General features: G+C 70.0%; 32 protein-coding genes. 16 read left to right on the forward strand and 16 right to left on the reverse strand.

The features are described from left to right. Positions 1 to 59: 59 nt before the first annotated feature. The 4 genes from ACIOHP_RS32760 to ACIOHP_RS32775 form a co-directional block, all read right to left on the reverse strand. Positions 60 to 626, reverse strand: a complete 567-nt coding sequence (locus ACIOHP_RS32760; protein ID WP_401893229.1) for a Clp protease N-terminal domain-containing protein — start codon at positions 624 to 626, stop codon at positions 60 to 62. Then, entirely contained in the window at positions 626 to 835 is a 210-nt protein-coding gene (locus ACIOHP_RS32765) for a helix-turn-helix domain-containing protein (protein ID WP_007384656.1), read from the reverse strand. The genes ACIOHP_RS32760 and ACIOHP_RS32765 overlap by 1 nt, the downstream gene beginning before the upstream one ends. A 109-nt stretch (positions 836 to 944) precedes the next feature. Next, complete coding sequence (locus tag ACIOHP_RS32770; RefSeq protein WP_266888123.1) at positions 945 to 1,910, reverse strand: zinc-binding dehydrogenase; 966 nt, start codon at positions 1,908 to 1,910, stop codon at positions 945 to 947. A 383-nt stretch (positions 1,911 to 2,293) separates the two neighbouring features. Next, positions 2,294 to 3,514: an NADP-dependent malic enzyme gene (locus ACIOHP_RS32775; RefSeq protein WP_361479554.1), complete on the reverse strand. Its 1,221-nt coding sequence runs from the start codon at positions 3,512 to 3,514 to the stop codon at positions 2,294 to 2,296. A 614-nt stretch (positions 3,515 to 4,128) separates the two neighbouring features. Between ACIOHP_RS32775 and ACIOHP_RS32780 the strand changes: the two genes are divergently transcribed. From ACIOHP_RS32780 to ACIOHP_RS32790, 3 genes are read left to right on the forward strand one after another with little or no spacing between them, the layout of a single operon-like run. After that, positions 4,129 to 5,088, forward strand: coding sequence for an ABC transporter substrate-binding protein (locus ACIOHP_RS32780; RefSeq protein WP_401893230.1), 960 nt, complete (start codon positions 4,129 to 4,131; stop codon positions 5,086 to 5,088). A gap of 32 nt (positions 5,089 to 5,120) precedes the next feature. Continuing rightward, positions 5,121 to 6,065: an amino acid ABC transporter permease gene (locus ACIOHP_RS32785; protein ID WP_401893232.1), complete on the forward strand. Its 945-nt coding sequence runs from the start codon at positions 5,121 to 5,123 to the stop codon at positions 6,063 to 6,065. Continuing rightward, on the forward strand, positions 6,062 to 6,823 hold the full coding sequence (locus ACIOHP_RS32790) for an amino acid ABC transporter ATP-binding protein (protein ID WP_401893234.1): 762 nt from the start codon (positions 6,062 to 6,064) through the stop codon (positions 6,821 to 6,823). The genes ACIOHP_RS32785 and ACIOHP_RS32790 overlap by 4 nt, the downstream gene beginning before the upstream one ends. 58 nt (positions 6,824 to 6,881) lie before the next feature. Here ACIOHP_RS32790 and ACIOHP_RS32795 read toward each other — a convergent pair whose 3' ends face one another. Beyond that, the gene (locus tag ACIOHP_RS32795) at positions 6,882 to 7,640 is read right to left on the reverse strand and encodes a class I SAM-dependent methyltransferase (protein WP_401893236.1); all 759 of its coding nucleotides are present in this window, start codon (positions 7,638 to 7,640) and stop codon (positions 6,882 to 6,884) included. Positions 7,641 to 7,742: 102 nt separating this feature from the next. Here ACIOHP_RS32795 and ACIOHP_RS32800 point away from each other — a divergent pair, with 102 nt between their 5' ends. Further along, a complete protein-coding gene (locus ACIOHP_RS32800; protein WP_361479569.1) occupies positions 7,743 to 8,372 on the forward strand; it encodes a CGNR zinc finger domain-containing protein in 630 nt (209 codons plus the stop codon). On the opposite strand, the gene sodX is transcribed toward ACIOHP_RS32800, so the two are convergent. Further along, positions 8,276 to 8,710 carry a nickel-type superoxide dismutase maturation protease gene (sodX, locus tag ACIOHP_RS32805; protein ID WP_361542300.1) on the reverse strand — a complete coding sequence of 145 codons (435 nt, stop codon included), beginning with the start codon at positions 8,708 to 8,710 and terminating at the stop codon, positions 8,276 to 8,278. The two genes, ACIOHP_RS32800 and sodX, sit on opposite strands and share 97 nt — an antisense overlap. 145 nt (positions 8,711 to 8,855) lie before the next feature. Between sodX and sodN the strand changes: the two genes are divergently transcribed. The 5 genes from sodN (at position 8,856) to ACIOHP_RS32830 (ending at position 11,326) form a co-directional block, all read left to right on the forward strand. Next, positions 8,856 to 9,251, forward strand: coding sequence for a superoxide dismutase, Ni (sodN, locus tag ACIOHP_RS32810; RefSeq protein WP_020123534.1), 396 nt, complete (start codon positions 8,856 to 8,858; stop codon positions 9,249 to 9,251). 98 nt (positions 9,252 to 9,349) lie between these two features. Continuing rightward, the gene (locus ACIOHP_RS32815) at positions 9,350 to 9,649 is read left to right on the forward strand and encodes a hypothetical protein (RefSeq protein ID WP_401893238.1); all 300 of its coding nucleotides are present in this window, start codon (positions 9,350 to 9,352) and stop codon (positions 9,647 to 9,649) included. Between the two features lie 85 nt (positions 9,650 to 9,734). Continuing rightward, the gene (locus tag ACIOHP_RS32820; protein WP_046260418.1) at positions 9,735 to 10,127 is read left to right on the forward strand and encodes a helix-turn-helix transcriptional regulator; all 393 of its coding nucleotides are present in this window, start codon (positions 9,735 to 9,737) and stop codon (positions 10,125 to 10,127) included. A gap of 26 nt (positions 10,128 to 10,153) precedes the next feature. Further along, positions 10,154 to 10,564, forward strand: a complete 411-nt coding sequence (locus ACIOHP_RS32825) for a VOC family protein (RefSeq protein ID WP_307025994.1) — start codon at positions 10,154 to 10,156, stop codon at positions 10,562 to 10,564. 15 nt (positions 10,565 to 10,579) lie between these two features. Then, the gene (locus ACIOHP_RS32830) at positions 10,580 to 11,326 is read left to right on the forward strand and encodes a VOC family protein (RefSeq protein WP_401893239.1); all 747 of its coding nucleotides are present in this window, start codon (positions 10,580 to 10,582) and stop codon (positions 11,324 to 11,326) included. A 123-nt stretch (positions 11,327 to 11,449) separates the two neighbouring features. On the opposite strand, the gene ACIOHP_RS32835 is transcribed toward ACIOHP_RS32830, so the two are convergent. The 5 genes from ACIOHP_RS32835 to ACIOHP_RS32855 form a co-directional block, all read right to left on the reverse strand. Next, positions 11,450 to 11,776, reverse strand: coding sequence for a DUF952 domain-containing protein (locus ACIOHP_RS32835; RefSeq protein ID WP_361479592.1), 327 nt, complete (start codon positions 11,774 to 11,776; stop codon positions 11,450 to 11,452). A gap of 9 nt (positions 11,777 to 11,785) precedes the next feature. Continuing rightward, entirely contained in the window at positions 11,786 to 12,982 is a 1,197-nt protein-coding gene (locus ACIOHP_RS32840) for an RNA polymerase sigma factor (RefSeq protein ID WP_401893241.1), read from the reverse strand. 5 nt (positions 12,983 to 12,987) lie between these two features. Continuing rightward, positions 12,988 to 13,401, reverse strand: a complete 414-nt coding sequence (locus tag ACIOHP_RS32845; RefSeq protein WP_401893243.1) for a YciI family protein — start codon at positions 13,399 to 13,401, stop codon at positions 12,988 to 12,990. A gap of 84 nt (positions 13,402 to 13,485) precedes the next feature. Next, the gene (locus ACIOHP_RS32850; protein WP_401893245.1) at positions 13,486 to 13,695 is read right to left on the reverse strand and encodes a hypothetical protein; all 210 of its coding nucleotides are present in this window, start codon (positions 13,693 to 13,695) and stop codon (positions 13,486 to 13,488) included. Positions 13,696 to 13,721: 26 nt separating this feature from the next. Continuing rightward, positions 13,722 to 14,306 carry a dihydrofolate reductase family protein gene (locus ACIOHP_RS32855; RefSeq protein WP_361542324.1) on the reverse strand — a complete coding sequence of 195 codons (585 nt, stop codon included), beginning with the start codon at positions 14,304 to 14,306 and terminating at the stop codon, positions 13,722 to 13,724. A 129-nt stretch (positions 14,307 to 14,435) separates the two neighbouring features. Here ACIOHP_RS32855 and ACIOHP_RS32860 point away from each other — a divergent pair, with 129 nt between their 5' ends. After that, entirely contained in the window at positions 14,436 to 15,026 is a 591-nt protein-coding gene (locus tag ACIOHP_RS32860) for a TetR family transcriptional regulator (RefSeq protein WP_361542327.1), read from the forward strand. Between the two features lie 61 nt (positions 15,027 to 15,087). Here the strand turns inward: ACIOHP_RS32860 and ACIOHP_RS32865 are convergent, their stop codons facing one another. The 3 genes from ACIOHP_RS32865 to ACIOHP_RS32875 all read right to left on the reverse strand — a co-directional run bounded on the left by ACIOHP_RS32865 (position 15,088) and on the right by ACIOHP_RS32875 (position 18,520). Further along, entirely contained in the window at positions 15,088 to 15,687 is a 600-nt protein-coding gene (locus ACIOHP_RS32865; RefSeq protein ID WP_401893247.1) for a GNAT family N-acetyltransferase, read from the reverse strand. Between the two features lie 236 nt (positions 15,688 to 15,923). Next, positions 15,924 to 17,000, reverse strand: a complete 1,077-nt coding sequence (locus ACIOHP_RS32870) for a family 2 encapsulin nanocompartment cargo protein polyprenyl transferase (RefSeq protein WP_401893249.1) — start codon at positions 16,998 to 17,000, stop codon at positions 15,924 to 15,926. A gap of 113 nt (positions 17,001 to 17,113) precedes the next feature. After that, entirely contained in the window at positions 17,114 to 18,520 is a 1,407-nt protein-coding gene (locus ACIOHP_RS32875) for a family 2B encapsulin nanocompartment shell protein (protein WP_401893251.1), read from the reverse strand. Positions 18,521 to 18,803: 283 nt separating this feature from the next. On the opposite strand from ACIOHP_RS32875, the gene ACIOHP_RS32880 reads away from it, so the two are divergent. Together ACIOHP_RS32880 and ACIOHP_RS32885 are read left to right on the forward strand one after the other, a co-directional pair. Then, the gene (locus ACIOHP_RS32880) at positions 18,804 to 19,394 is read left to right on the forward strand and encodes an N-acetylmuramoyl-L-alanine amidase (protein WP_361542339.1); all 591 of its coding nucleotides are present in this window, start codon (positions 18,804 to 18,806) and stop codon (positions 19,392 to 19,394) included. 45 nt (positions 19,395 to 19,439) lie between these two features. Further along, complete coding sequence (locus ACIOHP_RS32885) at positions 19,440 to 20,342, forward strand: 1-aminocyclopropane-1-carboxylate deaminase/D-cysteine desulfhydrase (protein WP_401893253.1); 903 nt, start codon at positions 19,440 to 19,442, stop codon at positions 20,340 to 20,342. A gap of 119 nt (positions 20,343 to 20,461) precedes the next feature. On the opposite strand, the gene ACIOHP_RS32890 is transcribed toward ACIOHP_RS32885, so the two are convergent. Then, positions 20,462 to 22,057 carry a Na+/H+ antiporter gene (locus tag ACIOHP_RS32890; protein WP_401893255.1) on the reverse strand — a complete coding sequence of 532 codons (1,596 nt, stop codon included), beginning with the start codon at positions 22,055 to 22,057 and terminating at the stop codon, positions 20,462 to 20,464. A gap of 62 nt (positions 22,058 to 22,119) precedes the next feature. Here ACIOHP_RS32890 and ACIOHP_RS32895 point away from each other — a divergent pair, with 62 nt between their 5' ends. The 3 genes from ACIOHP_RS32895 to ACIOHP_RS32905 all read left to right on the forward strand — a co-directional run bounded on the left by ACIOHP_RS32895 (position 22,120) and on the right by ACIOHP_RS32905 (position 24,147). Next, positions 22,120 to 22,380 carry a UBP-type zinc finger domain-containing protein gene (locus ACIOHP_RS32895; RefSeq protein WP_361479628.1) on the forward strand — a complete coding sequence of 87 codons (261 nt, stop codon included), beginning with the start codon at positions 22,120 to 22,122 and terminating at the stop codon, positions 22,378 to 22,380. A gap of 259 nt (positions 22,381 to 22,639) precedes the next feature. Continuing rightward, positions 22,640 to 23,053: an anti-sigma regulatory factor gene (locus tag ACIOHP_RS32900; protein ID WP_030784224.1), complete on the forward strand. Its 414-nt coding sequence runs from the start codon at positions 22,640 to 22,642 to the stop codon at positions 23,051 to 23,053. A gap of 17 nt (positions 23,054 to 23,070) precedes the next feature. Next, positions 23,071 to 24,147 carry an RNA polymerase sigma factor SigF gene (locus ACIOHP_RS32905; RefSeq protein ID WP_389956933.1) on the forward strand — a complete coding sequence of 359 codons (1,077 nt, stop codon included), beginning with the start codon at positions 23,071 to 23,073 and terminating at the stop codon, positions 24,145 to 24,147. A 14-nt stretch (positions 24,148 to 24,161) separates the two neighbouring features. On the opposite strand, the gene ACIOHP_RS32910 is transcribed toward ACIOHP_RS32905, so the two are convergent. Beyond that, positions 24,162 to 24,611, reverse strand: coding sequence for a hypothetical protein (locus ACIOHP_RS32910; RefSeq protein ID WP_361542349.1), 450 nt, complete (start codon positions 24,609 to 24,611; stop codon positions 24,162 to 24,164). 140 nt (positions 24,612 to 24,751) lie between these two features. Between ACIOHP_RS32910 and ACIOHP_RS32915 the strand changes: the two genes are divergently transcribed. After that, positions 24,752 to 25,720: a diacylglycerol kinase family protein gene (locus ACIOHP_RS32915; protein WP_046260433.1), complete on the forward strand. Its 969-nt coding sequence runs from the start codon at positions 24,752 to 24,754 to the stop codon at positions 25,718 to 25,720. The last annotated feature ends 123 nt before the right edge of the window (positions 25,721 to 25,843 follow it).

The following is a 25,843-nucleotide window of genomic DNA, read 5'->3' on the forward strand; positions in this document are numbered from 1 at the left end:
CACCTCCGGACCCGGCGCCGCCCCACCGCCCCGGGTCCGCCTCCGCCCCCTCACCCCCCTCAGCCCGCCTTCGCCTCCCCGTCGCCGTAGAGCACACGGACCAGCGACTCGTACGTCACCCCGTGGTCGGCGAGCACCTCGCCCGGGACGCCGGGGCGGATCGTGAGGGCGAGAAGCAGGTGTTCGTCGCCGATATGGCGGTCGTGGCGGGCGACGGCGGTGCGCAGGGAGCGTTCCAGGGTGTCCTTGGCGCCCCGGCTGAAGGGGCGGCGCCCGGACAGGCCACTCCTGCCCTTGCGGTCGCCGGACATCGCGCCGACGCCGTGCACCTCCTCGACGCGGGCGACGATCCGCGCGACGTCGATGCCGAGTCCGGCGAGGGCGTCGGACTCGGCCTGGGAGAGGCCGGCACGGCGCCGGGCCTCGGCCAGGGACTGCCGAACCGACTCCTTGCCTTCCTCCGCGACGCCCAGCGAGGCCAGCGCGAATGAGGCACGGCTCGCCTCGCGGTCGAGCAGCGCGAGCAGAAGGTGCTCGGCGTCTACGGTGTCCGCGCCCGTCCGTTCGGCCTGTGTCACCGCCGACTGCACCACGGCGCGGGCGTCCTTCGTGAACCGCTCGAACATCAATGCCTCCCGTACTTCTTGTGCACGGCCTGCCTGCTCACACCGAGTTCGGCGGCGATCTCCTGCCACGACCAGCCCTGGTTGCGCGCGCTGCGCACCTGCACCGACTCCAGCTGTTCGAGAAGCCGGCGCAGGGCGGCGACGGCCCGCAGGCCGACCCGTGGATCGCGGTCGCCCGCACGCTCGGCGAGATCCGTTGCTTCGGTCATGCCGTCAACTTACGTTGACAGCAACCGCGTGTCAACCAAAGTTGACGCCGCGGATGCGAGAAAGGCGGGCCCGAGATCCCGGACCCGCCTCATGTCACCTCACGGCACCTCAGGAATGCGTGAGCACGATCTTCCCGAACTGTTCGCCCGACGCCAGCCGTTCGAAGCCCTCGCGGGCCCGGTCCAGCGGAAGCACCTCGTCGATCACCGGACGCACCCCGGTGGCGGCGCAGAAGGACAGCAGGTCCTCCAGCTCGTCCTTGGTGCCCATGGTCGAGCCCACGACCTTGAGCTCCAGGAAGAAGATCCGGGTGAGTTCGGCGTGCGAGGGCCGGTCGCCGCTCGTCGCACCGGAGATGACCAGCGTGCCGCCCGGCCGCAGGGACTTCACCGAGTGGGACCAGGTGGCGGCGCCGACGGTCTCGATGACGGCGTCCACCCGCTGCGGCAGCCGCGCCCCCGACTCCAGCGCCTCCACGGCGCCCAGCTCGATCGCCCGCTTGCGCTTGGCCTCGTCCCGGCTGGTGGCGAAGACCCTCAGACCGGCGGCCTTGCCGAGCACGATCGCGGCGGTGGCGACACCACCGCCGGCGCCCTGGACGAGGACCGAGTCGCCGGGGCGTACGCCCGCGTTGGTGAAGAGCATCCGGTACGCCGTCAGCCACGCCGTGGGCAGACAGGCGGCCTCGGCGAAGGAGAGCTCCTTGGGCTTGGGCAGGACGTTCCAGGTCGGCACGGCGACCTGTTCGGCGAAGGTGCCCTGGTAGTGCTCGGTGAGGATGGAGCGGGGCTCCCTGGGGCCGACGCCGTGTCCGGTCTGGCCGATCACGGAGTGCAGGACGACCTCGTTGCCGTCCTCGTCGACACCGGCGGCGTCACAGCCGAGGATCATCGGCAACTTGTCCTCGGACAGACCGACGCCCTTGAGGGACCAGAGGTCGTGGTGGTTGAGGGAGGCGGCCCTGACGTCGATCACGCTCCAGCCGGGGCGGGCCTCGGGAGCCGGACGCTCCCCCAACTCGAGTCCGGAGAGCGGCTGGTCACGGTCGATGCGGGCGGCATAGGCGGCGAACATGACCTTGACGATAGGGTCCACCGGCGACACGGGGAACCGGGAAAGCGTGTGACACACACCCTCTTGCGCGACAGGTCCAACCCGTCCGGCGTCCGACGACGAGGCCCTACCGTCCCCACCCCCACCCACCCGAAGGCGGCTGCGCCCCTCGACGCCGGTCAGGATCTTCCCGCCCGTCCGGCGTTTGAGGACGAGGCCCCTTCAGGGCCGACGGGGGTGCAGGGGCGGAGCCCGCTGGGAGCGGGGTCAAAGCGGCGGCAGCCCCTGGAGGACGGGACGGGCAGGGGCTGCGGGGGCGAAAAACCACCCGCTCAGCCCCCTGCTCAGGTAAAAAAAGCGACCCCGCCCGGCGAACCGGACGGGGCCACCCACAGCTGCCTGCCTCAGCGGCGGGCAACACCTTCCGCACGGGCCGCGGCCGCGACAGCCGCGGTGACGGCCGGAGCCACCCGCTCGTCGAACGGCGACGGGATCACGTAGTCCGCCGCGAGGTCGTCACCGACGACCGCCGCCAGCGCCTCCGCCGCCGCGATCTTCATGCCCTCGGTGATACGGGAGGCCCGCACCTGGAGCGCACCGGCGAAGATGCCCGGGAACGCGAGGACGTTGTTGATCTGGTTCGGGAAGTCGGAGCGGCCCGTGGCCACGACCGCCGCGTACTTGTGCGCGACGTCCGGGTGCACCTCGGGGTTCGGGTTGGCCATGGCGAAGACGAAGGCGCCCTTGGCCATCGACGCCACCGCCTCCTCCGCCACCGTGCCGCCGGAGACGCCGATGAAGACGTCGGCACCCTCCAGAGCGGCCTCCAGGGTCCCGGTGAGGCCGGCCTTGTTGGTGAAGCCGGCGAGCTCGCGCTTGACCGGGGTGAGGTCGTCCCGGTCCGCCGACACCACGCCCTTGCGGTCGGCGACGGCGACGTCCCCGATCCCGGCGTCGACGAGGATCTTCGCGATGGCGACACCGGCCGCGCCGGCGCCCGAGATGACCGCACGGAGCTCACCGACCCCGCGCCCGGTCAGCCGCGCGGCGTTCCGCAGGGCGGCGAGGGTCACGACGGCCGTGCCGTGCTGGTCGTCGTGGAAGATCGGGATGTCGAGGGCTTCCTGGAGGCGCTTCTCGATCTCGAAGCACCGGGGCGCCGAGATGTCTTCCAGGTTCACGCCGCCGAAGGACGGCGCGAGCCGGACCACGGTCTCGACGATCTCGTCGACGTCCGTGCAGGCCAGCGCGATCGGCACCGCGTCGACGCCGCCGAACTGCTTGAAGAGGATGGCCTTGCCTTCCATCACCGGAAGGGAGGCCTCGGGCCCGATGTCACCGAGTCCGAGCACGGCCGTGCCGTCCGTGACGACGGCGACGACGGAGGACTTCCACGTGTAGTCGTGGACGAGGTCGGGCTGCTCGGCGATGGCGCTGCACACCTTCGCCACGCCGGGCGTGTACGCGAGGGACAGGTCGTCCTTGTCACGGATCGGCACGGTGGCCTGCACAGCCATCTTGCCGCCGCGATGCAGCGCGAACGCGGGGTCGAAGGAATCGAGGGGCTCCGCCCCGTCCTGGCCCGTATCGCTGTCGCTGCGAGGATTGACGATCTCCGCTGCCACTTGTTCTACCCCTTAGATATTCATGGTTTGAGGGTGGCCACTCCTGGTTGAGAAGTGGGCGGGCACCGCGTACAACCCTGTCGGTGATGCGTATGGGTCGTGCGCGACGGGCGCGCCGCACACGCGCCCTGAGCCCCGGATGAGGGGTGTAAAGAACCTTCTTACCGGACGGACGGCACCCGCGACGAGTCCATAAGTGCAAGGTCACATGACGGACCTTGTGGGCCACAGACCGGTGACATGAATCATGGTCAAATATGCGGACTCATCCTCGATTGCCTCTTGACAAGGACTTGAACAGCGGGCCGTGACGTCAAGGCCACGCTCGCATCCTGAGATGCGCCGAAGATCCTCCGGCCGGAAGGAGAGATTCCCGCAGAAGGTGCGGCCGTGATGTCCGACCTGATGCGGTTCGGGGGTCACCCGTTATCCGATTTTGACATGGCTGGGCCCCTGAATGGTCCAGTCCGAATGGCAAGATGCCGTAATCACACGAGGTCGCGACACTCGAAGGCGTGTGCTCTCGTCGACCTGAGAAACCAAGGCGTTCGTCGGCACCGTCGACAGATGCCCGCCCCATCGGCAACTCCACCCATCCGCCGGAGGAACCCAAAATGACCGCAAGCTCCCGTCGTACGACCGCCGCGCGCTCCAGGACTGCCGCGGTAGGCGCGATCGCGGTCGCAGGCGCCCTGCTTCTCACCGGTTGCGGTGACCAGACCAAGGACAACGGGTCGGACGGCTCCGACACCGCCTCGACGTCCTCTGCTCCGCTGGCCGACAAGCTGCCCAAGGAGATCCGCGACAAGGGCGTCATCAAGGTCGGTTCGGACATCGCGTACGCGCCGGTCGAGTTCAAGGACGACTCCGGCAAGACGGTCGGCATCGACCCGGACATCGCGGCCGCCCTGGGCAAGCAGCTGGGGGTGACGTTCGAGTTCGAGAACGGCACCTTCGACACGCTGATCACGGGCCTGCGCTCGGACCGGTACGACATCGCCATGTCCGCGATGACCGACACCAAGGACCGCCAGGAGGGCGTCGACTCCGAGACCGGCAAGAAGGTCGGTGAGGGCGTCGACTTCGTGGACTACTTCACCGCTGGTGTCTCGATCTACACCCAGAAGGGCAAGAACACCGACATCAAGACGTGGGCCGACCTGTGCGGCCGCAAGCTCGTCGTGCAGCGCGGCTCGGTCTCCGAGGACCTCGCCAAGGCCGAGGCCAAGAAGTGCCCGGGCGGCAAGAAGCTGACGCTCGAGTCCTTCGACAACGACCAGCAGGCCCAGACCCGGCTGCGCGCGGGCGGCGCCGACGCCGGCTCCTCCGACTTCCCGGTGGCGGCGTACGCGGTCGCGAACTCCGGCGGCGGCAAGGACTTCCAGCTCGTCGGCGAGCAGGTCGAGGCCGCTCCGTACGGCATCGCGGTCGCCAAGGACAACACCCAGCTGCGGGACGCCCTCCAGGCCGCCCTGGACGCGATCATCGCGAACGGCGAGTACGACAAGGTCATGAAGAAGTGGGGCGTCGAGGACGGCGCCGTCACCAAGGCCGCCGTCAACGGCGGCAAGTGACCGCGGACCGCGGGCACTGAAAGGCAACATCCGTGACTGCTGACATCGACAAGAAGGACGGGCCGGCGGACACCCCGCCGGCCGGTCCGGAGGCCATCAAGGCCATCCCCGTCCGCCACTACGGGCGGTACGTCTCCGCCGTGGTCGCGCTCGCCGCGCTGGGCGCCATCGTCTACGCGTTCTCCCAGGGCAGGATCAACTGGGGCGCGATCCCGGACTACTTCTTCAACGACCGCATCCTCAGCGGCGTGGGCAAGACGCTTCTGCTCACGGTGCTGTGCATGGTCATCGGCATCGTCGGCGGCATCCTGCTGGCGGTGATGCGCCTGTCGAAGAACCCGGTGACCTCGTCCATCGCGTGGTTCTACATCTGGTTCTTCCGCGGCACCCCGGTCCTGGTCCAGCTCATCGTCTGGTTCAACCTGGGCCTGGTCTTCGAGTACATCAACCTCGGGCCGGTCTACAAGGACGAGTGGTCGCAGTTCATGACCCCGTTCCTGACGGCCCTGCTCGGCCTCGGCCTCAACGAGGCGGCGTACATGGCGGAGATCTGCCGCGCCGGCCTGCTGGCCGTCGACGAGGGCCAGACGGAGGCGTCGCACGCGCTGGGCATGAGCCATGCCAAGACGCTGCGCCGGATCGTCATCCCGCAGGCGATGCGCGTGATCGTGCCGCCGACGGGCAACGAGGTCATCAACATGCTGAAGACGACCTCGCTGGTGTCGGTCGTCCAGTACTCGGAGCTGCTCCGCGTCGCCCAGGACATCGGTCAGACCTCCGGTGCCCCGGCCGAGATGCTGTTCCTCGCCGCGGCCTGGTACCTCGTGCTGACCTCGGTCTTCAGCGTCGGCCAGTACTACCTGGAGCGGTACTACGCACGCGGCTCCAGCCGCAGCCTGCCGGCGACCCCGCTCCAGAAGGTCAGGGCGAACCTGCTGTCCCTGTCGAACCGTTCGTCGACGGGAGGTGCCGCATGACCGCCATGGTGAAGGCCGAGGGCGTCCACAAGTCCTTCGGCCTGGTCGAGGTCCTGAAGGGCATCAACCTGGAAGTGCAGTCCGGCGAGGTGTTCTGCCTCATCGGCCCGTCCGGCTCCGGCAAGTCGACCTTCCTGCGGTGCATCAACCACCTGGAGAAGGTCAACGCCGGGCGGCTGTACGTCGACGGCGAGCTGGTCGGCTACCGCCAGAAGGGCGACAAGCTGTACGAGCTCAAGGACAGCGAGGTCGCCCTGAAGCGCCGGGACATCGGCATGGTGTTCCAGCGGTTCAACCTGTTCCCGCACATGACGGCCGCCGACAACATCATCGAGGCGCCGGTCCAGGTCAAGGGCGTGAGCAAGGCCCAGGCGAGGGAGCGGGCGCGGGAGCTGCTCGACCGGGTCGGACTGGCCGACAAGGCCGACACCTACCCCGCGCAGCTCTCCGGCGGCCAGCAGCAGCGCGTCGCCATCGCCCGGGCCCTCGCCATGGACCCGAAGCTGATGCTGTTCGACGAGCCGACCTCGGCCCTCGACCCGGAGCTGGTCGGCGACGTCCTCGACGTCATGCGCGACCTCGCCGAGTCCGGCATGACGATGATCGTCGTCACCCACGAGATGGGCTTCGCCCGCGAGGTCGGCGACAGCCTGGTCTTCATGGACGGCGGCGTGGTGGTCGAGTCCGGCAACCCCCGCGACGTCCTGACCAACCCGCAGCACGAGCGGACGCAGGCGTTCCTGTCGAAGGTGCTGTAGCGGCGGTACGACGTGGAAGGGGCGGTACGGGATTCCCGTACCGCCCCTTTCCCATGCGCTACTTCACCGCGAGCAACAGCGTGTCCGACGGCGAGCACCACACCGGCCGAGCCTCCCCGAAGCCCTTCTCACGCAGCACGCGTGCGTGCCACGCGGCGGAGGGCATGTCGCCGTCGGCGTGGTCGCCGTAGATCTCGAAGCGGCGGGCGGTGGGCTCCGCGAGGACGGGGTCGTTGGCGGCGACCTGCCACCATTCGGACCAGTCGAGGGCGCCGTCGCGCCTGGCCTGATCCATACGGGTGTGGCGCTGGGCGCGTTCGGCCGCGTTGATCCGGGGCGTGGTGTCGTCGATCATGTGGTCCGCGTTCATGAAGAGACCACCGTCGCGGACCAGGCCCGCGACCTGACCGTAGAGGGCCGCGAGGGGTTCGCTGTGCAGCCAGTGCAGGGCCGTGGCGGTCAGGACGGCGTCGTACGACGCGTGGGGCAGTTTCGCCGTCCAGTCCGGGTCCTTGAGGTCGGCCGTCACGAAGGTGACCCGCTCGTCGACCGCGAAGGTGCCCTCGGCGATAGCGAGGAGCGCCGGGTCGAGGTCGACACCCGTGCTGACGGCCTCCGGGAACCGGGCGAGCAGCCGGGCCGTGATACTTCCCGTGCCGCACGCGAGATCCAGTACCCGGGGGCGGGGTCCGACGAGGGCCTCGACCATGTCGAGCATGATCCGGAAGCGCTCCTCCCGGTCGGGCATGTACCACTCCTGCTGCCGGTCCCAGCTCTCCTGCCAGGCCTGCCAGTCGGTTCCGGTACTCGTCGTCATGGGAGCCCCCTCTTCGAACGTATGCGTAATACCCTGGAAGCACGATCAGCTGTTACCGGCCGACCGCACGACGACGATAGAACGCCTCCGTAAGGACTACAAGTGGAACTGGCCTATTACTCGGACTACGCCGTGCGCCTCGTCAACACCGAGGACCCGGCCCGGGGCAAGGACTCGCTCACCTCGGTCGAGGCCGTGCGCGACCTGTTCGGCGCCAGCCAGGACGCGGCCCGGCGCGCCGCCGAGGCCGATGTCAGCCGCTTCCGCTCGGTCCGCGGACGCCTGAGGGCGGTCTTCGAGGCCGCGAACGACGGCGACGAGAGCCTGGCGGTGAACCTGCTGAACTCGCTCCTCCTGGAGTTCCCGGTGAGCCCGCAGATCTCCGGGCACGACCACCGCGACGACGACGGCCGCCCCCTGTGGCACATGCACCTGGCGGACCACCCGTCCAACGCGACCGCCGGCTACGCGGCCATCGCGGCGATGGGCCTCGCCTTCCACCTCACGGAGTACGGCGTGGACCGCCTGGGCCTGTGCGAGGCGTCGCCCTGCCGCAACGCCTATCTGGACACGTCCACGAACCGCTCCCGGCGCTACTGCTCCGACCGCTGTGCCACCCGCGCCAACGTGGCCGCCTACCGCGCCCGCAAACGCCTGGAGGCCGACCGGTCGGAGAGGACGGGCCTGGCGCAGGACAGCACCCAGCGCGCGACGGCGAACGGCGAACGCTGATCCGGCCTGCGCGGCCGGTACCTCAGACGCACCTTGCCCAGGACCAGTTCGACGGGCACGACACCGTAGTCCGTGCTGTCGCCGCCGGCGTACGCGTTGTCCCCCAGCACCCACCAGCCGCCCTCGCGGCGCTCCACGGCCCGCTTGACGACCAGCAGGTCCTGCTGGAACGGATGCCGCAGGACCACCACGTCACCGGGCCGGATCCGGGCCCCGTACTGCACCACGAGCCGGTCCGCGTGGTGCAGCGTGGGCACCATCGACGGCCCGGTCACCTCGGCCGGTCCGAAGGGCAGGAGCGCTCCCCTGTGTTCGGTCTCCTGCGACAGTTCCGGCATCCCCGGCACCTCCCCTGTCCGTTCATCCACCAGTCTGATACTGACCCCGGACTTTTGTCCTAAGCCCATGGGGGCACTCGCGAAATCGCCTCTCCCAGGGAGTAATGTCGCACCTGAGAAGACGATCACGAGGAAGGAATGCTCCATGCTTTCCCGCCTGTTTGCCCCCAAGGTCAAGGTCAGCGCACACTGCGACCTGCCCTGCGGTGTGTACGACCCGGCCCAGGCCCGCATCGAGGCGGAGTCGGTGAAGGCCGTGCAGGAGAAGATGGCCGCCAACGACGACCCGCACTTCCAGGCCCGTGCCACGGTCATCAAGGAGCAGCGCGCCGAGCTCGCGAAGCACCACGTTTCCGTGCTCTGGAGCGACTACTTCAAGCCCCCGCACTTCGAGAAGTACCCGGAGCTGCACCAGCTGGTCAACGACGCCCTGAAGGCCCTCTCGGCCGCCAAGGCGTCCACCGACCCGGCGACCGGCCAGAAGGCGCTGGACTACATCGCCCAGATCGACAAGATCTTCTGGGAGACCAAGAAGGCCTGACACACAGTCAGCCGTCCCTGACCGGCGATCGGTGCACCATCGCGGGTCAGCGGGGATCCGAAGGGGTCCGGCCGAAGTTCTGGCCGGACCCCTTCGGCATGCGTCGGCGGCGTCGCCGCGGAGCCGTCCGTGGCCATCGGGCAGCGGGCGCTGCCGGGTCGGGCGACACCCACTCGATCGCCCCCGGCATGACGCTGGTCAACGCGGGCACGCACTTCGCCGGCGGCACCGTGCTGCACTGGGCGGACGATCCCGAGGGGCGCGGCGCGCTGTTCAGCGGCGGCATCTTCATGGTGGTCAGGGACCGGCGGTGGGTCAGCTTCATGCACAGCGTCCCCGACTTCGTGCGGCGTTCGGCGGAGCGGTATCTGCGTTTCGCGCTGGACGACGAAGGCTGACACAGGTCACCTGAGCGCCTCGCTCGTCATTGGCCCGCCTCATAAGACCTGGTCGAGTCGTGCGCCTGCGTGCGATGGTGGCGAGGTGAATCGTGAGGATCTGGTCAGACTGCGCAAGGCTCGCGACCGCATGGACCGCGAGTACACCGAGCCCCTCGACGTGACCGCCCTCGCGCGCACGGCCCTGATGTCCCCGGGCCACTTCCAGCGCAGCTTCAAGGAGGCGTACGGCGAGACGCCGTACGGCTATCTCATGACCCGCCGCGTCGAGCGCGCGAAGATGCTGCTGCGCCGCGGCGACCTCTCCGTCACCGATGTCTGCATGGCGGTCGGCTGTACGTCCCTCGGCTCCTTCAGCTCCCGCTTCACCGAACTGGTGGGCGAGACACCGAGCTCCTACCGGGCCCGCTCGCACGAGGAGAGCGCGGAGATCCCGCCCTGTGTGGTGCGGGCGTACACGCGCCCCAGACGGACGTGACGCCGTTCTGACCTTAGGTTGGTCCCATGGACCTGAAACTCCACACCTGTTTCATCGCCGTCGACGACCACGACAAGGCGATCGCCTTCTACTGCGACGTCCTGGGCCTGGAGGTCCGCAACGACGTCAAGTACGAGGGCATGCGGTGGACGACCGTCGGATCGCCGCTGCAACCGGACGTGTCGATCGTCCTGGAGCCGCCCGCGGCCAACCCCGACCTCTCCCCCGCCGACCGGGAGGCGATGGAGCAGCTGCTGGCCAAGGGCGTGCTGCGCGGGGTCAACTTCACCACCGAGGACTGCGACGCCCTCTTCGCCCGCGTGCGGGAATCCGGCGCCGACGTGATCCAGGAACCGACGGACATGCCGTACGGGGTGCGCGACTGCGCGTTCCGGGACCCCGCCGGAAATATGCTGCGGTTCATGCAGTCCCCCTGACCTACGATCCCCGGCATGAGCATCCGCTGGACGTACGCCTTCGTCGACCGTCGCATCGAACTCCTCGACCGGGCCCAAGAGTTCTGGACGGCGGTCACCGACACGCGACTGTCCGCGCCACGTGGCTCGCGGGGCGAGTTCGTGACCCTTCTCCCCGACGGCGCCGACGCCTGCGTCAAGGTCCAGGGCGTCGACGGGGGCGACGGCGGCGCCCACCTCGACTTCTGCGTGGACGCGGACGACCTGCCGGAGTTCGTGCGGTCGGCTCTGCGGCTGGGCGCGACCATGGCCGCCGAGCACGACGGGTGGGCCGTACTCCGCTCCCCCGCCGGGCAGTTGTTCTGCGCGGTGCCCTGGCACGGGGAGTCGGTCCGCCCGCCCGTCGTCCGCGGCAGCCGCCTCGACCAGGTCTGCCTCGACGTCGCGCCTTCGCTCCACGACGCCGAAGTCGCCTTCTGGAGCGCCCTGTTGCCCGACTGGGAGTCCCGCCCCGGCTCCCTGCCCGAGTTCCACGTACTCGCGCCGCCGCCCGGCCTCCCGGTCCGCATCCTGCTCCAGCGGCTCGGCGAGGAACGCGCGGGCTCCGCCCATCTCGACCTGGCCTGCGCGGACATCGAGGCGACCCGGGTCCGGCACGAGGAGCTGGGAGCGGCGACGGTCGCGCACGGCAAGCACTGGACGGTGATGCGGGACCCTGCGGGCGGGACGTACTGCCTGACGGGCCGGGATCCGGAGACGGGCGGGCTGCCCAGCGCGTCGTGACGCACAGGACATCCATCCCGTCGCTCTCCTCCTCCGGCGGGCTGGGCGTGGTGAGCCCGCCTCCGACGACCACCACGATCGCCCACGTGAGCACAGCCCATCACCACCACCGGGGCCGTGGCGTCACCCCCAGGGCTCCACGTCGACCACCGCCTCCACCGGGAGCGGCCCGTAGATGTGCGGGAACGCCTCGGCACCGGGCTCCGGGGCCTCGTACTTCAGGGGTACGCCGAGCCGGTCGGGGTCGATGACCAGGAGCACCAGTTCGTCGGGGCCGTCGTAGGAGCCGTAGAGGAACGCGGCGACGTCCGGGAGCTGCGCGCGCGTCGAGCAGTGGATGAAGCCCTCCTGCTGGAGGGTCTTGCCGCGGGTCGACATCTCGTACGTGCCGCGGGCGCGCGCGGCTTCCCAGAGGGAACGTTCGGTCAGGTGCACGATCGGCGTGGACATGGACTCACGTTAAGCCCTGAGCCGTGCGGCCCGCGCGTGCAAATAGCGCTGCTCGGGCAGGCTCAGCGTCTGCGCGGCCGCCGACTCGTAGGCGGCGCGGGCTTCGTCGTACGATCCGGCGCGCTCCAGTAGATGCGCCCGTACGGCGTCCCGGCGGTGCCCCAACTCGCCCTCCAGAACATCCACTTCGGCGAGACCCGCTTCGGGCCCGTGGACCATGGCGACGGCGACCGCGCGGTTGAGGAGTTCGACGGGGCCGGGGACGAGGCGGACCAGGACGTCGTAGAGGCCGAGGATCTCCCGCCAGTCGGTGGCCTCCGCGGAGGGTGCCTCGTCGTGCACGGCGGCGATGGCCGCGCGCAGTTGGTACGGGCCCGCCGGGCCGCTGCTCAGGGCGTGGGTGACGAGAGCCACGCCCTCCTCGATCGCGGCCTTGTCCCAGCGGTCGCGGTCCTGTTCGTCGAGGGGCACGAGGTCGCCGTGCGGGCCGGTACGGGCCTCGCGGCGGGCGTCGGTGAGCAGCATCAGGGCGAGCAGTCCGGTGACCTCGCCGGTGCCGGGGAGGAGGCGGTGGACGGTGCGGGTCAGCCGGATCGCCTCGCCGGCGAGGTCGCGGCGTTGCAGCGCCGGGCCGGAGGTCGCCGTATAGCCCTCGTTGAAGATCAGGTACAGCGTGTGGAGGACGGCAGGCAGCCGCTCCACCCCGTGGTCGGGCCGCCCGAAGCGCACCCCCTTGACGCGCTGCTTGGCACGGCTGATGCGCTGGGCCATGGTCGCCTCGGGCACCAGGTGGGCGCGGGCGATCTCGGCCGTCGTCAGACCGCCGACCGCGCGGAGGGTGAGGGCGATCTGCGCGGGTGGGGGCAGATCGGGGTGGCAGCACAGGAAGAGGAGGGAGAGGGTGTCGTCGTCCTGCGGGACCCGCTCGGCCGGCGGCAGGGCGAGCGCCGCCGCCTTCTCCTCCCGCGCCCGCCGCGCGTCCTCCGCCCGCAGTGCGTCCACGAGCCGCCGCGAGGCCACCTTGATGAGCCAGCCGCGCGGGTTGTCCGGCACCCCGGCCTCGGGCCACTGCCCGGCCGCCGCGAGGAGTGCCTCCTGTACGGCGTCCTCGGCGGTGTCGAAATGGCCGTAGCGCCTGATCAGCGCGCCGAGGACCTGCGGCGCGTGCAGGCGCAGCAGGTCCTCGACGTCGGTCGTCCGTCGCACGGGGCTCAGATGTCCCCGGCGCCGTCCAGGATGGGGCGGATGACCACCGGGTACTCGGGGGCGCCCGCGGGCTGCGGGCAGCGGGCGATGCGCTCGGCGATCTCCGTGACCCGTTCCAGGCTCGCGCAGTCCAGCACCCAGTAGCCGGCCAGCAGCTCCTTGGTCTCGCTGTACGGCCCGTCGGTGATCACGGCCTTGCCGTCCGCGCCGAGGCCGACGTGCCGGATCTTCGCGGGCTCGGCGAGTCCCTGGCCGTCGACCATCTCGCCGCTCTCGGCCAGGTCGTCGTTGATCGCGCTCATGAAGGCGTACATCGCCTGGATCTCCTGCTCGCTCCAGGCCGGGGAGTTCGCGGAGGCCTTGCCGCGCATGGCCTCGTAGTCGGCCTGGGTTCCCTGCACCATGACCAGGTACTTCATGAGTCCACTCCTTCGGCTCCGGCCGCCCCTGACGGGCGGCTCTCACAGGGGACGTCGGAGCCGGGCCCGGGTTCTCGACAGGGTTCAGGGTTTTTTCGCGGCGGATTTCCCGTCGGTCTTCTTCGCGCGCTCGTCCTCGCGCTCACCGCCCTCTTCGGCGTACGTCTCGCACTTCGGATTCCGGCACCGCCCGGCCACCCAGACCGGGACCCACGCACCCAGCGTCTTGTGACGCTTGACGACCGTTTCGACAGACTGTCCACAGGCGGGACAGGCATTTCCTTCGCTGTCCATGCCTTCAGGGTAGGGCGGACAGGACGTCAGCGCTTCCTGCTGTACGTCCGCACGAACACGCCGTTCTTGAAGGTGCGGACGTCGTCGAGGCCGAACTCGGTGATCGAGAAACCGGATCCGAACATCGGCATGCCCGAGCCGATGGTGACCGGGTACGTCTTGATGACGAGCTCGTCGATCAGGTCGAACAGTTCGCCCGCGATCCGGGATCCGCCGCACAGATAGATGCCCAGCTCCCCTTCCTCGGCCTTCAGTTCGCGGACCTTGCCCACCAGGTCGTCGGTGATGATCTCGACGTGGGGGTCGGGCGACTCGGTCAGGGTGCGCGAGGCGACGTACTCCCGCAGGTGGGCGTAGGGGCTGGTGATGCCCTGCTTCAGGCCCTCGTTGTAGCTGCCGCGGCCCTGGACGACGGTGTCCCAGCGCTTGTTCTCGAGGCCGTCGAGACCGAGGGCCCTGCGGCCCGCGGTCGCCAGGGTCTCCGGGTACTCGGCCGCGAGGAACGCCAGGAACTCCTCGTCGACGAACGGCATCATGAACGTCGCGTCGCCGCTCTCGTCCCCGATGAAGCCGTCGATGGAACAGGCGATGAAGTACGTGAGCTTGCGCAAACTGGTCTCTTTCCGTCGGCTTGGTGCTGGCTGTGTACTGTCCGTTGAACAACTTCATTTGTAGTGCTTCACTTGTAGTGGTTGCAAGATGTTTTCGGCACCTGGCACAAGTAGGAAAGGGGATTCCGCATGGCGAGCAATCCGGAGCGACGGGCGGCGCTGGTCGACGCGGGGATCGAGGTGCTCTCACGGGAGGGGGCGCGGGGGCTGACCTTCCGCGCGGTGGACGCGGAGGCCGGGGTGCCGGTGGGGACCGCCTCCAACTACTTCACCGGGCGCGACGACCTGCTGCGCCAGATAGACGCCCGGCTCCATGTACGGCTCGCTCCGGATCCCTCCGTGCTCGCCGAGCTGATGACGAGACCGAAGGACCGCGCGCTGGTCACGGCCTTCATGCACGACCTCATGGCCCGCGCGACCCACGACCGCACCGGCTATCTGGCCCTTCTGGAAATGCGCCTCGAGGCAACACGCCGCCCCGGACTCCGGGAGTCCTACACCGGGTCGGTACGCGGAGACCTCGAATACGGCATGCGGTTCCACCGCGACGCGGGGCTGCCCGGTGGCGACGAGACGGTCGTGGTGCTCTACCTCGCGATGCTCGGCCTGATCCTGGAGCACCTGACCCTGCCGGGGGTACTGGACGGGGTGCTGCCGGGGGTGGGGGTGCCGGAAGGGATGGTGGAGCGGGTTGTGAGGGCGGTCGTGCCGGAGGCGTAGCCGCCGGGCCCGTCCGGCACCCCTGTGGCCGCCCGCGCCCCCGGGTCCCGCTCGTGTCGGCTCAGCCCCGCGGCTCGCGCCACATCGGCCACATCCGGGGGCCGTCCGGGAGGTCCAGTGCGGGACCGGTGGGCTGGAAGCCGAGGCGTTCGTACAGGGCGCGGCTGCGGGCGCTGCTCGCCTCCAGATAGGCGGAGAGGCCCTCGCGATCGCAGCGGTCGAGGACCGAGGCGATGAGCGCGGTGCCCAGGCCCTGGCCCTGGTGCTCCGGTGCCACGCCGATCATCCACAGGTATTCGTGGGCGCGGCCGGCGGGGTGGATGTCCGCCGTCAGCCGGCCGATCAGCTCGACGCGCTCGTTGTCGGGGTCGACCTCCGCGCGCAGTTCGGCGGGACCGTCGGCACCCTCCTCGTCCGCGTGCTCGCCGTCCGGCACCGGCAGCCACAGCGCACAGGCCGTACCGTCCTCGGTGACGTCGACGCGCCCCTCGGCCAGCACGATGTCCGTGAAGGCGGCCATGAGCCGAGGGTGGGCCGTACGACGGTGCTCGTCACCCGGGAACACCCACCGGCTGACCGGGTCGTCCTGGAACGCCGCGTCCAGCAGTCCGACGACCAGCTCACGGTCCCCTTCGCCCGCCGTCCGGATCGCCACACCCATGTTCCGCCGCCCCTCGTCTCAACCGACCGTGATCGTACGGGCGTTGACTCTATCGGGGACCAAGTGGCGGGTGGGCCGGAAAAGGGGCGGGGCCCGCACGCCGTGGGGATGTGCGGGACCCGCCTGACCGGAGCCCCTCGGGGCCGTGCGGGGTCAGGAGCCGCACGGCCCCGGGGGCTCCGGGGTCCGGATCGACTGCTTCCGCAGAGCAGTACGGCCTACTGAGGTACCAGCGCTCAACTGGTACGCCGTGTCACGAACTCGGCCAGGGCCAGCAGTCCCTCCGCCGCCGCCGGCTCGGGCACCGCACGGGACAGTTCCACCATCGCGCGGGCCATCCGGTCGGCCGCCTGGACCTGCGCCCAGTCACGTCCGCCGGCCCGCTCGACGGCGAGTGTCGTCCGGTCCAGGTCCTCCTTCGCGTACGGGGTCGCGTAGAGCTCCGCGAGTTCCGCGCCCGCCGGGGTGCCGGAGGCCAGCGCGGCGACCACCGGCAGGGACTTCTTGCGGACCGCGAGGTCGGCCCCGGCCGGTTTGCCGGTGTGGCGCGGGTCGCCCCATATGCCGATCACGTCGTCGATGAGCTGGAAGGCGAGCCCGGCCTCCCGGCCGAACGCGTCCAGCGCCTCGACGTCCTCCCGCGACGCGCCCGCGTACAGCGCGCCCACCGCACAGGCACATCCGAGCAGCGCGCCGGTCTTGGCCTCGGCCATGGCGAGCACCTCGTCGAGGGTGACCTCTCCGGGGCCTTGTGTCTCCATGGCCGTGTCCGCGTGCTGACCGGCGCACAGCTCGACGACACAGGCCACGAGCCGGGCCGCCGCGGCCCCGGCCGCCGGGTGCGGGTCCTGGGCGAGCAGCCCGAGGGCGAGCGCGTGGAGGGTGTCCCCGGCGAGGATCGCGTCGGCGTCACCGAACACCGTCCACGCGGTGGGCCGGTGCCGCCGGGTGGTGTCCCGGTCCATCACGTCGTCGTGCAGCAGCGTGAAGTTGTGGACCAGCTCCAGCGCCGCGGCCGCCCGCACGGCCGCCTCCCGCGCCGCCGCTCCCCCGAGTGCGGCGGCGGCGGTGAGGACGAGTGCGGGCCGTATCGCCTTGCCGGCGTTGCCCGCCGCCGGAGTGCCGTCGGCGTGCTCCCAGCCGAAGTGGTAGAGCGCGATCCGGCGCATGGAGCCGGGCAGCGACTCGATCGCCTCGCGCAGCACGGGGTCGACCGACGCCCGGGCCCGCTCCAGGATCACCGCCGCGTCGTGCCCGTCGAGCGGCTCCGTCCCGGCGGGGTGCTGGGGCACCTCCCTCATGAGCTCGGCCATGGAGGTCCCCTCGGAGAGTCCGCGGACGGTGGCGTTTCCGCTGCGACTGGGCGCATACGACCGGGGTGTACCCGCCCGCGGGGGCGGGGACACGGTTCCCAGCTGCAGAAACGTCACCGCCACCGGCCGATCTCGACGTTCTCCAACACTCCGAGCGCGTCCGGCACCAGCACCGCGGCGGAGTAGTACGCCGTCACCAGGTACTTGATGATCGCCTGCTCATTGATGCCCATGAACCGCACCGACAGGCTCGGCTCGATCTCGTCCGGGATGCCGACCTGCTGCAGACCGATGACACCCTGCTCGGCCTCGCCGGTACGCATCGCGATGATCGACGTCGTACGGGCCTCGGTGACCGGGATCTTGTTGCACGGGTAGATCGGCACCCCCCGCCAGGTGGGGATGCGGTTGCCGCCCACGTCGATGGTCTCGGGGACGAGTCCGCGCTTGTTGAGCTCGCGCCCGATCGCGGAGATCGCGCGCGGATGCGCGAGCAGCAGCTTGGTGCCGCGCCGCCTGCTGAGGAGCTCGTCCAGGTCGTCGGGGCTGGGCACGCCGTCGTGCGGCTGGATGCGCTGGTCGTACTCGCAGTTGCTGAGCAGCCCGAACTCGCGGTTGTTGACCAGCTCGTGCTCCTGGCGCTCCTTCAACGCCTCCACGGTCAGCCTCAGTTGCTGCTCGGTCTGGTTCATCGGCTGGTTGTAGAGGTCGGCCACGCGCGAGTGGATGCGCAACACGGTCTGGGCCACGCTCAGTTCGTACTCGCGCGGCCGGGCCTCGTAGTCCACGAAGGTGTGCGGGATGTCCGGCTCGCCGCTGTGGCCTGCCGCGAGGTCGATCGCCTTCTCACCGTATTTGTTGGTGCTCTGCTCCGGGATCGAGCGCAGCGCCTGGAGATGCTCACGCAGGGAGTCGGTCCGCTCCGCGACCTGCTCGACGGCGTTCCGCGGAAGGACGAGCACCGTGCAGGCGGTGACCGCGCGCGCGGTGTACTCCCAGATGGCCTCGGGGTCGAGCAGCGCCTGGTCGCCGAAGTAGGCGCCGTCGGCGAGGACTCCGAGGACGGCGTCGTCGCCGTAGGGGCCCGTGCCGATCTTCTCCACCCGGCCGTGCGCGAGAAGGAAGACCACATCGGCCTGGCTGCCGAACGAGGCGATCACGTCCCCCGCCGCGAACTCGCGCTGCTCACACCGCCGGGCGAGCTCCGTGAGCACCTCCTCGTCCTCGTACGTCCGGAGCGCCGGCAGTTCGCACAGCTCCTCCGGGATGACCTCGACCCGATCGCCCGTCTTCACGAAAGTGACCCGGCCGTCCCCCACGGCGTAGGTCAGCCGCCGGTTCACGCGGTACGTACCGCCTTGAACATTCACCCAGGGCAGCGTGCGCAGCAGCCAGCGCGAGCTGATCTCCTGCATCTGGGGTGCGGACTTGGTGGTGGTGGCCAGGTTCCGCGCGGCCGCCGTGCCGAGACTCTGCTGCGGCCGACCCTGCTCGGTGCGGACCTCTTCGCCTACCGACATATGAGAATTGCCCTCCCGGTCAACCCCGGCGCCGGTCTGCACCGGGGCATCGAACTGCGGACCAGCCTTCCATCACGGAGTGTGCTGGTGCTATTACACGAAAGAGTTGGAATGGATCTTCGATAACTGGGCAGTACCGAGATCTCGCACACTGTTCCCGGCCCGGTGTCCGAAACGGCTCGCACACCGTACGAACCAGGTGGTCCAGGTTGTCCGCCACGGGTACAAGCAGCGGTACGAGCCGGTCGCGACAGGCGGTCGCCGCGCAAGCGAAGGAGGCGGCATGGCCCCACCCATGTCCGCGAGCACGTTCCTGGACGCCCTGCAGGACGAGGGCGTCACCGTCGTCCAGGTCGGCGACTGGAGACATCACAACCGCAATCACAAGGGCCCCTGGGGCCCGGTGCACGGCGTGATGATCCACCACACGGTGACCAAGGGCAGCGAACGCACCGTCGAACTCTGCCGCGACGGCTACGAGGACCTCCCCGGCCCGCTCTGCCACGGCGTGATCACCAAGGACGGCCGCGTCCACCTCGTCGGCTACGGCCGCGCCAACCACGCGGGCCTCGGCGACGACGACGTCCTGCGCGCGGTGATCGCCGAGACGGCGCTCCCTGCGGACAACGAGGCGAACACCGACGGCAACCGCCACTTCTACGGCTTCGAGTGCGAGAACCTCGGCGACGGCCGGGACCCGTGGCCGGCGGCCCAGCTGGACGCGATCGAGAAGGTCGCCGCCGCGATCTGCCGCCACCACGGCTGGACGGAACGGTCGGTCATCGGCCACCTGGAGTGGCAGCCCGGGAAGGTGGACCCACGCGGCTTCACGATGGCGTCGATGCGGACCCGGATCAGGAACCGTCTGACGTGACGGCGCGGCTGGTCCGGGGGCGGCCGCACAGGCGACAATGAGGGCGTGACCAGCACCGACCTCGCCGCCCTGCGCCCCCGGCTCCCGTCGCCGCTGCAGGAGATCGAGGACGAACGCTTCACCCGCCGGGGTGTCCGCCTGCTGCTGAAACGCGACGACTTGATCCACCCGGACCTCGTCGGCAACAAGTGGCGCAAACTCGCCCCGAACCTCACGGCCGCGGCCGGCCGTACGCTGCTCACCTTCGGCGGCGCGTACTCCAACCACCTGCGCGCGACGGCTGCCGCGGGGCGGTTGCTGCGGCAGCCGACAGTCGGCGTGGTCCGCGGCGACGAACTGGCCGACCGGCCCCTGAACCCTTCCCTGGCCCGCTGCGTGAGCGACGGCATGCGGCTGCATTTCATCGACAGATCGACCTATCGCCGCAAGTCCGAACCGTCCGCACTGGAGGCCGTCCTGCGGGCCGCGGGCGCGGAGGACGCGTTCGTGGTGCCCGAGGGCGGGAGCAACGCGCTCGCGGTACGGGGCTGCCGGGCGCTCGGTGAGGAGTTGCGGGGGCGGGCCGACGTGGTCGCGGTGGCGTGCGGGACCGGCGGGACCTTCGCGGGGCTGGCGGCGGGACTGGGGCCGGATCAGCGGGCGTTGGGGATACCGGTGCTCAAGGGCGGGTTCCTGACGGCCGACATAGAGCGGCTGCAACGGGAGGCGTTCGGGGGGCGTCGCGGCGACTGGTCTTTGGACGACCGGTTCCACTTCGGGGGGTACGCACGGACGACACCCGAACTCGACGCCTTCGCGGAGGACTTCGAGGGGCGGCACGGGGTGGGGGTGGAGCGGCTTTATGTCGCCAAGTTGCTGTATGGACTTGTCGCGTTGTCGGAGGGCGACTCGTTTCCGGCGGGGACCAAGGTGGTCGCGGTGATCACCGGGGCTCCCTTCTCCGGGTGACTGGCGGGACTCCTCGCGAAATCCACGCTTCGTCGCCGACTTCCCCATCAGCTTCTGGACCTGCCGACCCGCGTACCCGCCCATGCCCCCGTCGGACCGCCGCGGGAGTACGGAAATCGTCACGTCGCCTCCCGGTACGCCGCCGCTTCCTCCAGGTCCAGCCTGCGCAGCAGGGTCCGCAGCATCTCGTCGTCGATGTAGCGCCCGTCCCGCAGTTTCACGAACACCTCGCGTTCGGCGCCGATCATCTCCCGGGACAGCCGGCGGTAGGTGTCGTCGACGGTCTCGCCGGTCACCGGGTTCACCGAGCCCAGGCGCTCCCAGACGGCGTTCTGGCGGCGCTCCAGGACCGAGCGGAGGCGGTCGGCGAGGGGTTGCGGGAGGGCGTTGCGTTCGTCGGAGAGGAGACTGTCCAGGGTGCGTTCGGCGGCCCGGGAGGCCTGGGCCTGGGCGTTGGCCTCCGCCAGGGTCTCGGCCTGAACGTCGCGGCCGGGGAGCTTCAGCAGGCGGATCAGCGGGGGCAGGGTGACGCCCTGGACGACCAGGGTGCCGATGACGGTGGTGAAGGTCAGGAAGAGGATGAGGTTGCGGCCGGGGAACGGTTCGCCGCCGTGCATGGTCTCCGGGATCGAGAAGGCGATGGCCAGCGAGACGACACCGCGCATGCCGGCCCAGGCGATGACGAACGGCGCCTTCCAGGTGGGGTCGGGCTCACGTTCCCTGATCCGTGCGGAGAGCAGACGCGGCAGGAAGGTCGCGGGGTACACCCAGACGAACCGGGACACGACGACCACCGCGAAGACGGCCACCGCGTACCAGACGGCGTCGCCGCCCTCGTACTCGCCGAGCCCCTTCACCACGACGCGCAGCTGCAGACCGATGAGGGCGAACACCGACGACTCCAGCACGAAGGCGACCATCTTCCACACGGCGTCCTCCTGGAGGCGCGTGGCGAAGTCGACCTCCCACGCGCGGTGCCCGAGGAAGAGGGCCACGACGACGACCGCGAGGACCCCGGAGGCGTGGAACTGCTCGGCGGCGGCGTAGGCGACGAAGGGGATCAGCAGGGAGAGGGTGTTCTGGAGCAGCGGTTCCTTGAGGTGGGTGCGCAGCCAGTGGATCGGGACCATCAGGATCAGACCGACCGCCACGCCGCCGATCGCCGCGAGCAGGAACTCGCCGATGCCGCCCGCCCAGGACGCGCCCTCGCCGACCGCGGCCGCGAGGGCGACCCGGTAGGCGGTGATCGCGGTGGCGTCGTTCACCAGGGACTCGCCCTGGAGGATCGTGGTGATCCGGGACGGCAGCCCCACCCGGCGCGCGACCGCCGTCGCCGCGACCGCGTCCGGCGGCGCCACCACCGCGCCCAGGACGAGTGCCCCGGTCAGCGACAGGCCGGGCACGATCTGGTAGGCGGCCCAGCCGACGACGAAGGTCGCGAAGAGCACGTACCCCACGGACAGCAGCGCCACGGGCCGCAGTTGCGCGCGCAGGTCGAGGTAGGAGCTGTCGGTGGCCGCCGAGTGCAGCAGCGGGGGCAGCACCAGGGGCAGGACGACGTCCGGGTCGAGGGTGTACTCCGGGACCCCCGGGACGTACGAGAGCACCAGCCCCACGGCCACCAGCAGCAGGGGTGCCGGCACCGGGGTGCGCCGGGCCGCCGCGGCGACCGCGGCGCTGCCCGCCACCAGCAACAGCAGTGGCATCACGTCCATGGTCTTCGCCCGCCCTCGTTTTTCCGCACGGTCTTCCGCGCAGCCGTCGTAATCTGGCAATCATGAAACAGTGCACGCATGCCGACGCGCTGCCGCACCCGGAACCCGCCCCGCTGAGCGACACGTGCGTCGAGTGTCTGCGCGAGGGCCAGCATCCGGTGCAGCTGCGACTGTGCCTCGACTGCGGCCACGTCGGCTGCTGCGACTCCTCGCCGGGAAGACATGCCACCGAGCACCACAAGGATTCCGGACACCCGATCATGCGGACATTCGAACCCGGTGAGAGCTGGCGCTGGTGCTTCGTGGACCACGTCCTCGTATGACCTCGGACCGCTCCGGTTTTCGACGGTTCGACCGTCTGACGTCTGGGTACGTCAACCCGGCGCGCGTTCTTCCCAATTGGAGCCGCAGACCCCTAGACACGGAGCGTATCCACAGTTTTACTGTGAGTGACGCCGAGGGGTTGGGGTCCTGGGGACAGGAAAGTTGAGAGCGCGATAGCGTCACCGCTGAACCACACTTCGCGTTACCCCGGGGGGCGACCCTCGGCCCCGAAATGCTTGTACCACCTTGGAGGTGAGGGTGTCCCAGATCGCAGGCGAGCCCGCGACCCAGGACTTCGTGGAAGTCCGGCTGCCGGCTGCGGGTGCCTACCTGTCGGTGCTGCGTACGGCGACTGCCGGCCTCGCGGCCCGTTTGGACTTCACCCTCGACGAGATCGAGGACCTGCGCATCGCGGTGGACGAGGCGTGCGCGATCCTGCTCCAGCAGGCCGTGCCCGGCTCGGTGCTCAGTTGCGTCTTCCGCCTCGTCGACGACTCACTCGAGGTCACCGTCTCGGCGCCGACCACGGACGGTCACGCCCCCGCGCGTGACACCTTCGCCTGGACCGTCCTGTCCGCTCTCGCGGGCAAGGTCTCCTCAGCCGTGGACGACGACAAAACCGTTTCGATCAGCCTCTACAAACAGCGCGGCGCGGGACCCGGGCCGGCGTGAGGACAGGGGACGGGCCGGTGCGTGACGAAGAGCGCGGCACACGGGAGCTGCCGGCCGAGGGCACAGGCGGGTCCCGACGCATGGGGGACGGCGTCAACGGCATCCCCGAACAGGCCCGGCCGCATCCGGAGGACGACTCGCCGGAGGCCGGCTTCCTGGACGACGGGCAGCGGGATCAGGAAGGTGCCGTGCAGAGCGTGTCTCTGGACGGACGGATCGGGGTCTCCCCTGTCCGAGCAGAGACGAGGGCTCGGGGAAGGGCGACGGGCGGGACGATGAGCGAGCACCAGCGAGACGATCAACAGGGCGCGCAGAGCGGGCAGGCCACGCAGCACAACCCTCAGGACCGCAGCGGGGCGCGGGCACTCTTCATCGAGCTGCGCAAGCTGCAGGACGGCAGCGCGGAGTACGCGGACCTGCGCAACCGGCTGGTCCGTATGCACCTGCCGCTCGTCGAGCACCTCGCGCGCCGCTTCCGCAACCGCGGCGAGCCGCTGGACGACCTGACCCAGGTCGCCACCATCGGCCTGATCAAGTCGGTCGACCGCTTCGACCCGGAGCGCGGCGTCGAGTTCTCGACATACGCGACCCCGACGGTCGTCGGCGAGATCAAGCGGCACTTCCGGGACAAGGGCTGGGCGGTCCGCGTCCCGCGCAGGCTCCAGGAACTGCGCCTCTCGCTCACCACGGCGACGGCGGAGCTCTCGCAACTGCACGGCCGCTCCCCCACGGTCCACGAGCTGGCCGAGAAGCTGGGCATCTCGGAGGAGGAGGTCCTGGAGGGCCTGGAGTCCGCCAACGCGTACTCCACGCTGTCCCTGGACGTCCCGGACACCGACGACGAGTCACCGGCGGTGGCGGACACCCTGGGCGCGGAGGACGAGGCGCTGGAGGGCGTCGAGTACCGCGAGTCGCTCAAGCCGCTCCTGGAGGACCTGCCCCCGCGCGAGAAGCGGATCCTGCTGCTGCGTTTCTTCGGCAACATGACGCAGTCGCAGATCGCGCAGGAGGTCGGCATCTCGCAGATGCACGTCTCCCGGCTGCTGGCGCGGACGCTGGCGCAGCTGCGGGAGAAGCTCCTGGTGGAGGAGTAGCCGAGGGCCGGGCCCTACTTCTCCGCGCCGCCGGCGTTGCCGGGTCCGCGGATTCCGAGGGCCCGGGTCGTCTCGCCGTTGACGAGCAGGACGAGCGCGGTGACCGCGACGACCGCGAGCACGATCCCCGCCGGGATCGCCACGCTGTCGGCCTGCAGCAGGTTGTAGGCCACGGGCAGCGCCAGGATCTGTGTGATGACGGCGGGTCCCCGGCTCCAGCTGCGGCGGGCGAGCAGCCCCCGTGCGGCGAGCAGCGGCAGCAGGGCGAGGACGATCACCGTGATCCCGCCGGTGACACCGGTCTCCCTGTTCTCCGAGTCGCCCGTGAAACCCGCCACGAGCATCCACACGCCCCCGACCAACAGTGCGAGCCCCTCCAGCGCCGCCAGCGCGGCGGCGTAGGTCAGCCGCCGCGGACGCGGACCGGCGGTTTCCTCGGGAACGGGCGTCTGCTCACTGGTCACCCCTGAAGGGTATCGGCCGCCCACAGCGCCCCCATGGCGGGCCCGAGCGTCTCCTCCGTGGCGAGGTTCACGTGCTCATCTCTTACTTGATCCCTACCTCGGCCTGTGCCGGGTACCACCCAGTAGGTACCCTGCAACTCATGCGTGCACTTCTCGTGGTCAATCCGGCAGCTACCACCACAAGCGCACGTACGCGCGATGTGCTGATCCACGCGCTCGCGAGCGAGATGAAGCTCGAGGCGGTCACCACCGAGTACCGAGGGCACGCGCGCGATCTGGGCAGGCAGGCGGCGGAGAGCCGGGACGTCGATCTGGTGGTCGCCCTCGGCGGCGACGGGACGGTCAACGAGGTCGTCAACGGTCTGCTGCACGCCGGGCCCGATCCGGAGCGGCTCCCCCGTCTCGCCGTGGTCCCCGGCGGCTCCACCAATGTCTTCGCCCGCGCCCTGGGCCTGCCCAACGACGCCGTGGAGGCGACCGGCGCGATCCTGGACGCGCTGCGGGACGGCAGCGAGCGCACGGTCGGCCTGGGTCTGACCTCGGGCACGCCCGGCACGGAGGACGAGGCGGTGCCCGCGCGCTGGTTCACCTTCAACGCGGGCCTCGGTTTCGACGCCGGCGTGGTCGGCCGGGTCGAGCAGCAGCGCGAGCGCGGCAGGAAGTCGACGCACGCGCTCTACGTCCGCCAGGCCATGCGTCAGTTCTTCGGCGAGGCCCACCGCCGGCACGGCACGATCACCTTGGAGCGCCCGGACGCCGATCCGGTGACCGATCTGGTGCTGTCCATAGTCTCGAACACTTCTCCGTGGACGTTCCTGGGCAATCACCCGATGTACGCGTCACCTAAGGCCTCGTTCGATAAAGGCCTCGACGTACTCGGTCTCAGCCGAATGACGACGACCGCGGTTGCCCGGTATGGCACCCAGTTGCTCACTTCGTCCCCCGAGCGTGGCCCGCATGGCAAGCATGCGTTCTCCCTGCACGACCTGGACCAGTTCACCTTGCATTCCAAGGTGCCCCTGCCCCTTCAGATGGACGGCGACCACCTGGGGCTGCGTACGAGCGTGACGTTCACAGGCGTACGCCGTGCACTGCGTGTGATTGTGTGAGCAGAAAGGGCTGAAGTCCTTTCACTCGAACGTTTAGGCCAGCATCCACCCCATGGAAGTACGGCTGTGACCTAGTCGACACCGAGGAATCAAAAAAAACTTTCCGGAAGGGGTTGTATCCGC

This window comes from Streptomyces sp. NPDC087859 (genome assembly GCF_044742595.1).
In the GTDB taxonomy this organism is placed as follows: domain Bacteria; phylum Actinomycetota; class Actinomycetes; order Streptomycetales; family Streptomycetaceae; genus Streptomyces; species Streptomyces canus_F.

Coding starts and splice junctions, on each gene's coding strand:
- ACIOHP_RS32760 (WP_401893229.1), bottom strand. CDS start 626: ATGTTCGAGCGGTTCACGAAGGACGCCCGCGCCGTGGTGCAGTCGGCG.
- ACIOHP_RS32765 (WP_007384656.1), bottom strand. CDS start 835: ATGACCGAAGCAACGGATCTCGCCGAGCGTGCGGGCGACCGCGATCCA.
- ACIOHP_RS32770 (WP_266888123.1), bottom strand. CDS start 1,910: ATGTTCGCCGCCTATGCCGCCCGCATCGACCGTGACCAGCCGCTCTCC.
- ACIOHP_RS32780 (WP_401893230.1), top strand. CDS start 4,129: ATGACCGCAAGCTCCCGTCGTACGACCGCCGCGCGCTCCAGGACTGCC.
- ACIOHP_RS32790 (WP_401893234.1), top strand. CDS start 6,062: ATGACCGCCATGGTGAAGGCCGAGGGCGTCCACAAGTCCTTCGGCCTG.
- ACIOHP_RS32795 (WP_401893236.1), bottom strand. CDS start 7,640: ATGACGACGAGTACCGGAACCGACTGGCAGGCCTGGCAGGAGAGCTGG.
- sodX (WP_361542300.1), bottom strand. CDS start 8,710: ATGCCGGAACTGTCGCAGGAGACCGAACACAGGGGAGCGCTCCTGCCC.
- sodN (WP_020123534.1), top strand. CDS start 8,856: ATGCTTTCCCGCCTGTTTGCCCCCAAGGTCAAGGTCAGCGCACACTGC.
- ACIOHP_RS32815 (WP_401893238.1), top strand. CDS start 9,350: ATGCGTCGGCGGCGTCGCCGCGGAGCCGTCCGTGGCCATCGGGCAGCG.
- ACIOHP_RS32825 (WP_307025994.1), top strand. CDS start 10,154: ATGGACCTGAAACTCCACACCTGTTTCATCGCCGTCGACGACCACGAC.
- ACIOHP_RS32830 (WP_401893239.1), top strand. CDS start 10,580: ATGAGCATCCGCTGGACGTACGCCTTCGTCGACCGTCGCATCGAACTC.
- ACIOHP_RS32835 (WP_361479592.1), bottom strand. CDS start 11,776: ATGTCCACGCCGATCGTGCACCTGACCGAACGTTCCCTCTGGGAAGCC.
- ACIOHP_RS32845 (WP_401893243.1), bottom strand. CDS start 13,401: ATGAAGTACCTGGTCATGGTGCAGGGAACCCAGGCCGACTACGAGGCC.
- ACIOHP_RS32850 (WP_401893245.1), bottom strand. CDS start 13,695: ATGGACAGCGAAGGAAATGCCTGTCCCGCCTGTGGACAGTCTGTCGAA.
- ACIOHP_RS32860 (WP_361542327.1), top strand. CDS start 14,436: ATGGCGAGCAATCCGGAGCGACGGGCGGCGCTGGTCGACGCGGGGATC.
- ACIOHP_RS32865 (WP_401893247.1), bottom strand. CDS start 15,687: ATGGGTGTGGCGATCCGGACGGCGGGCGAAGGGGACCGTGAGCTGGTC.
- ACIOHP_RS32870 (WP_401893249.1), bottom strand. CDS start 17,000: ATGGCCGAGCTCATGAGGGAGGTGCCCCAGCACCCCGCCGGGACGGAG.
- ACIOHP_RS32875 (WP_401893251.1), bottom strand. CDS start 18,520: ATGTCGGTAGGCGAAGAGGTCCGCACCGAGCAGGGTCGGCCGCAGCAG.
- ACIOHP_RS32880 (WP_361542339.1), top strand. CDS start 18,804: ATGGCCCCACCCATGTCCGCGAGCACGTTCCTGGACGCCCTGCAGGAC.
- ACIOHP_RS32890 (WP_401893255.1), bottom strand. CDS start 22,057: ATGGACGTGATGCCACTGCTGTTGCTGGTGGCGGGCAGCGCCGCGGTC.
- ACIOHP_RS32895 (WP_361479628.1), top strand. CDS start 22,120: ATGAAACAGTGCACGCATGCCGACGCGCTGCCGCACCCGGAACCCGCC.
- ACIOHP_RS32915 (WP_046260433.1), top strand. CDS start 24,752: ATGCGTGCACTTCTCGTGGTCAATCCGGCAGCTACCACCACAAGCGCA.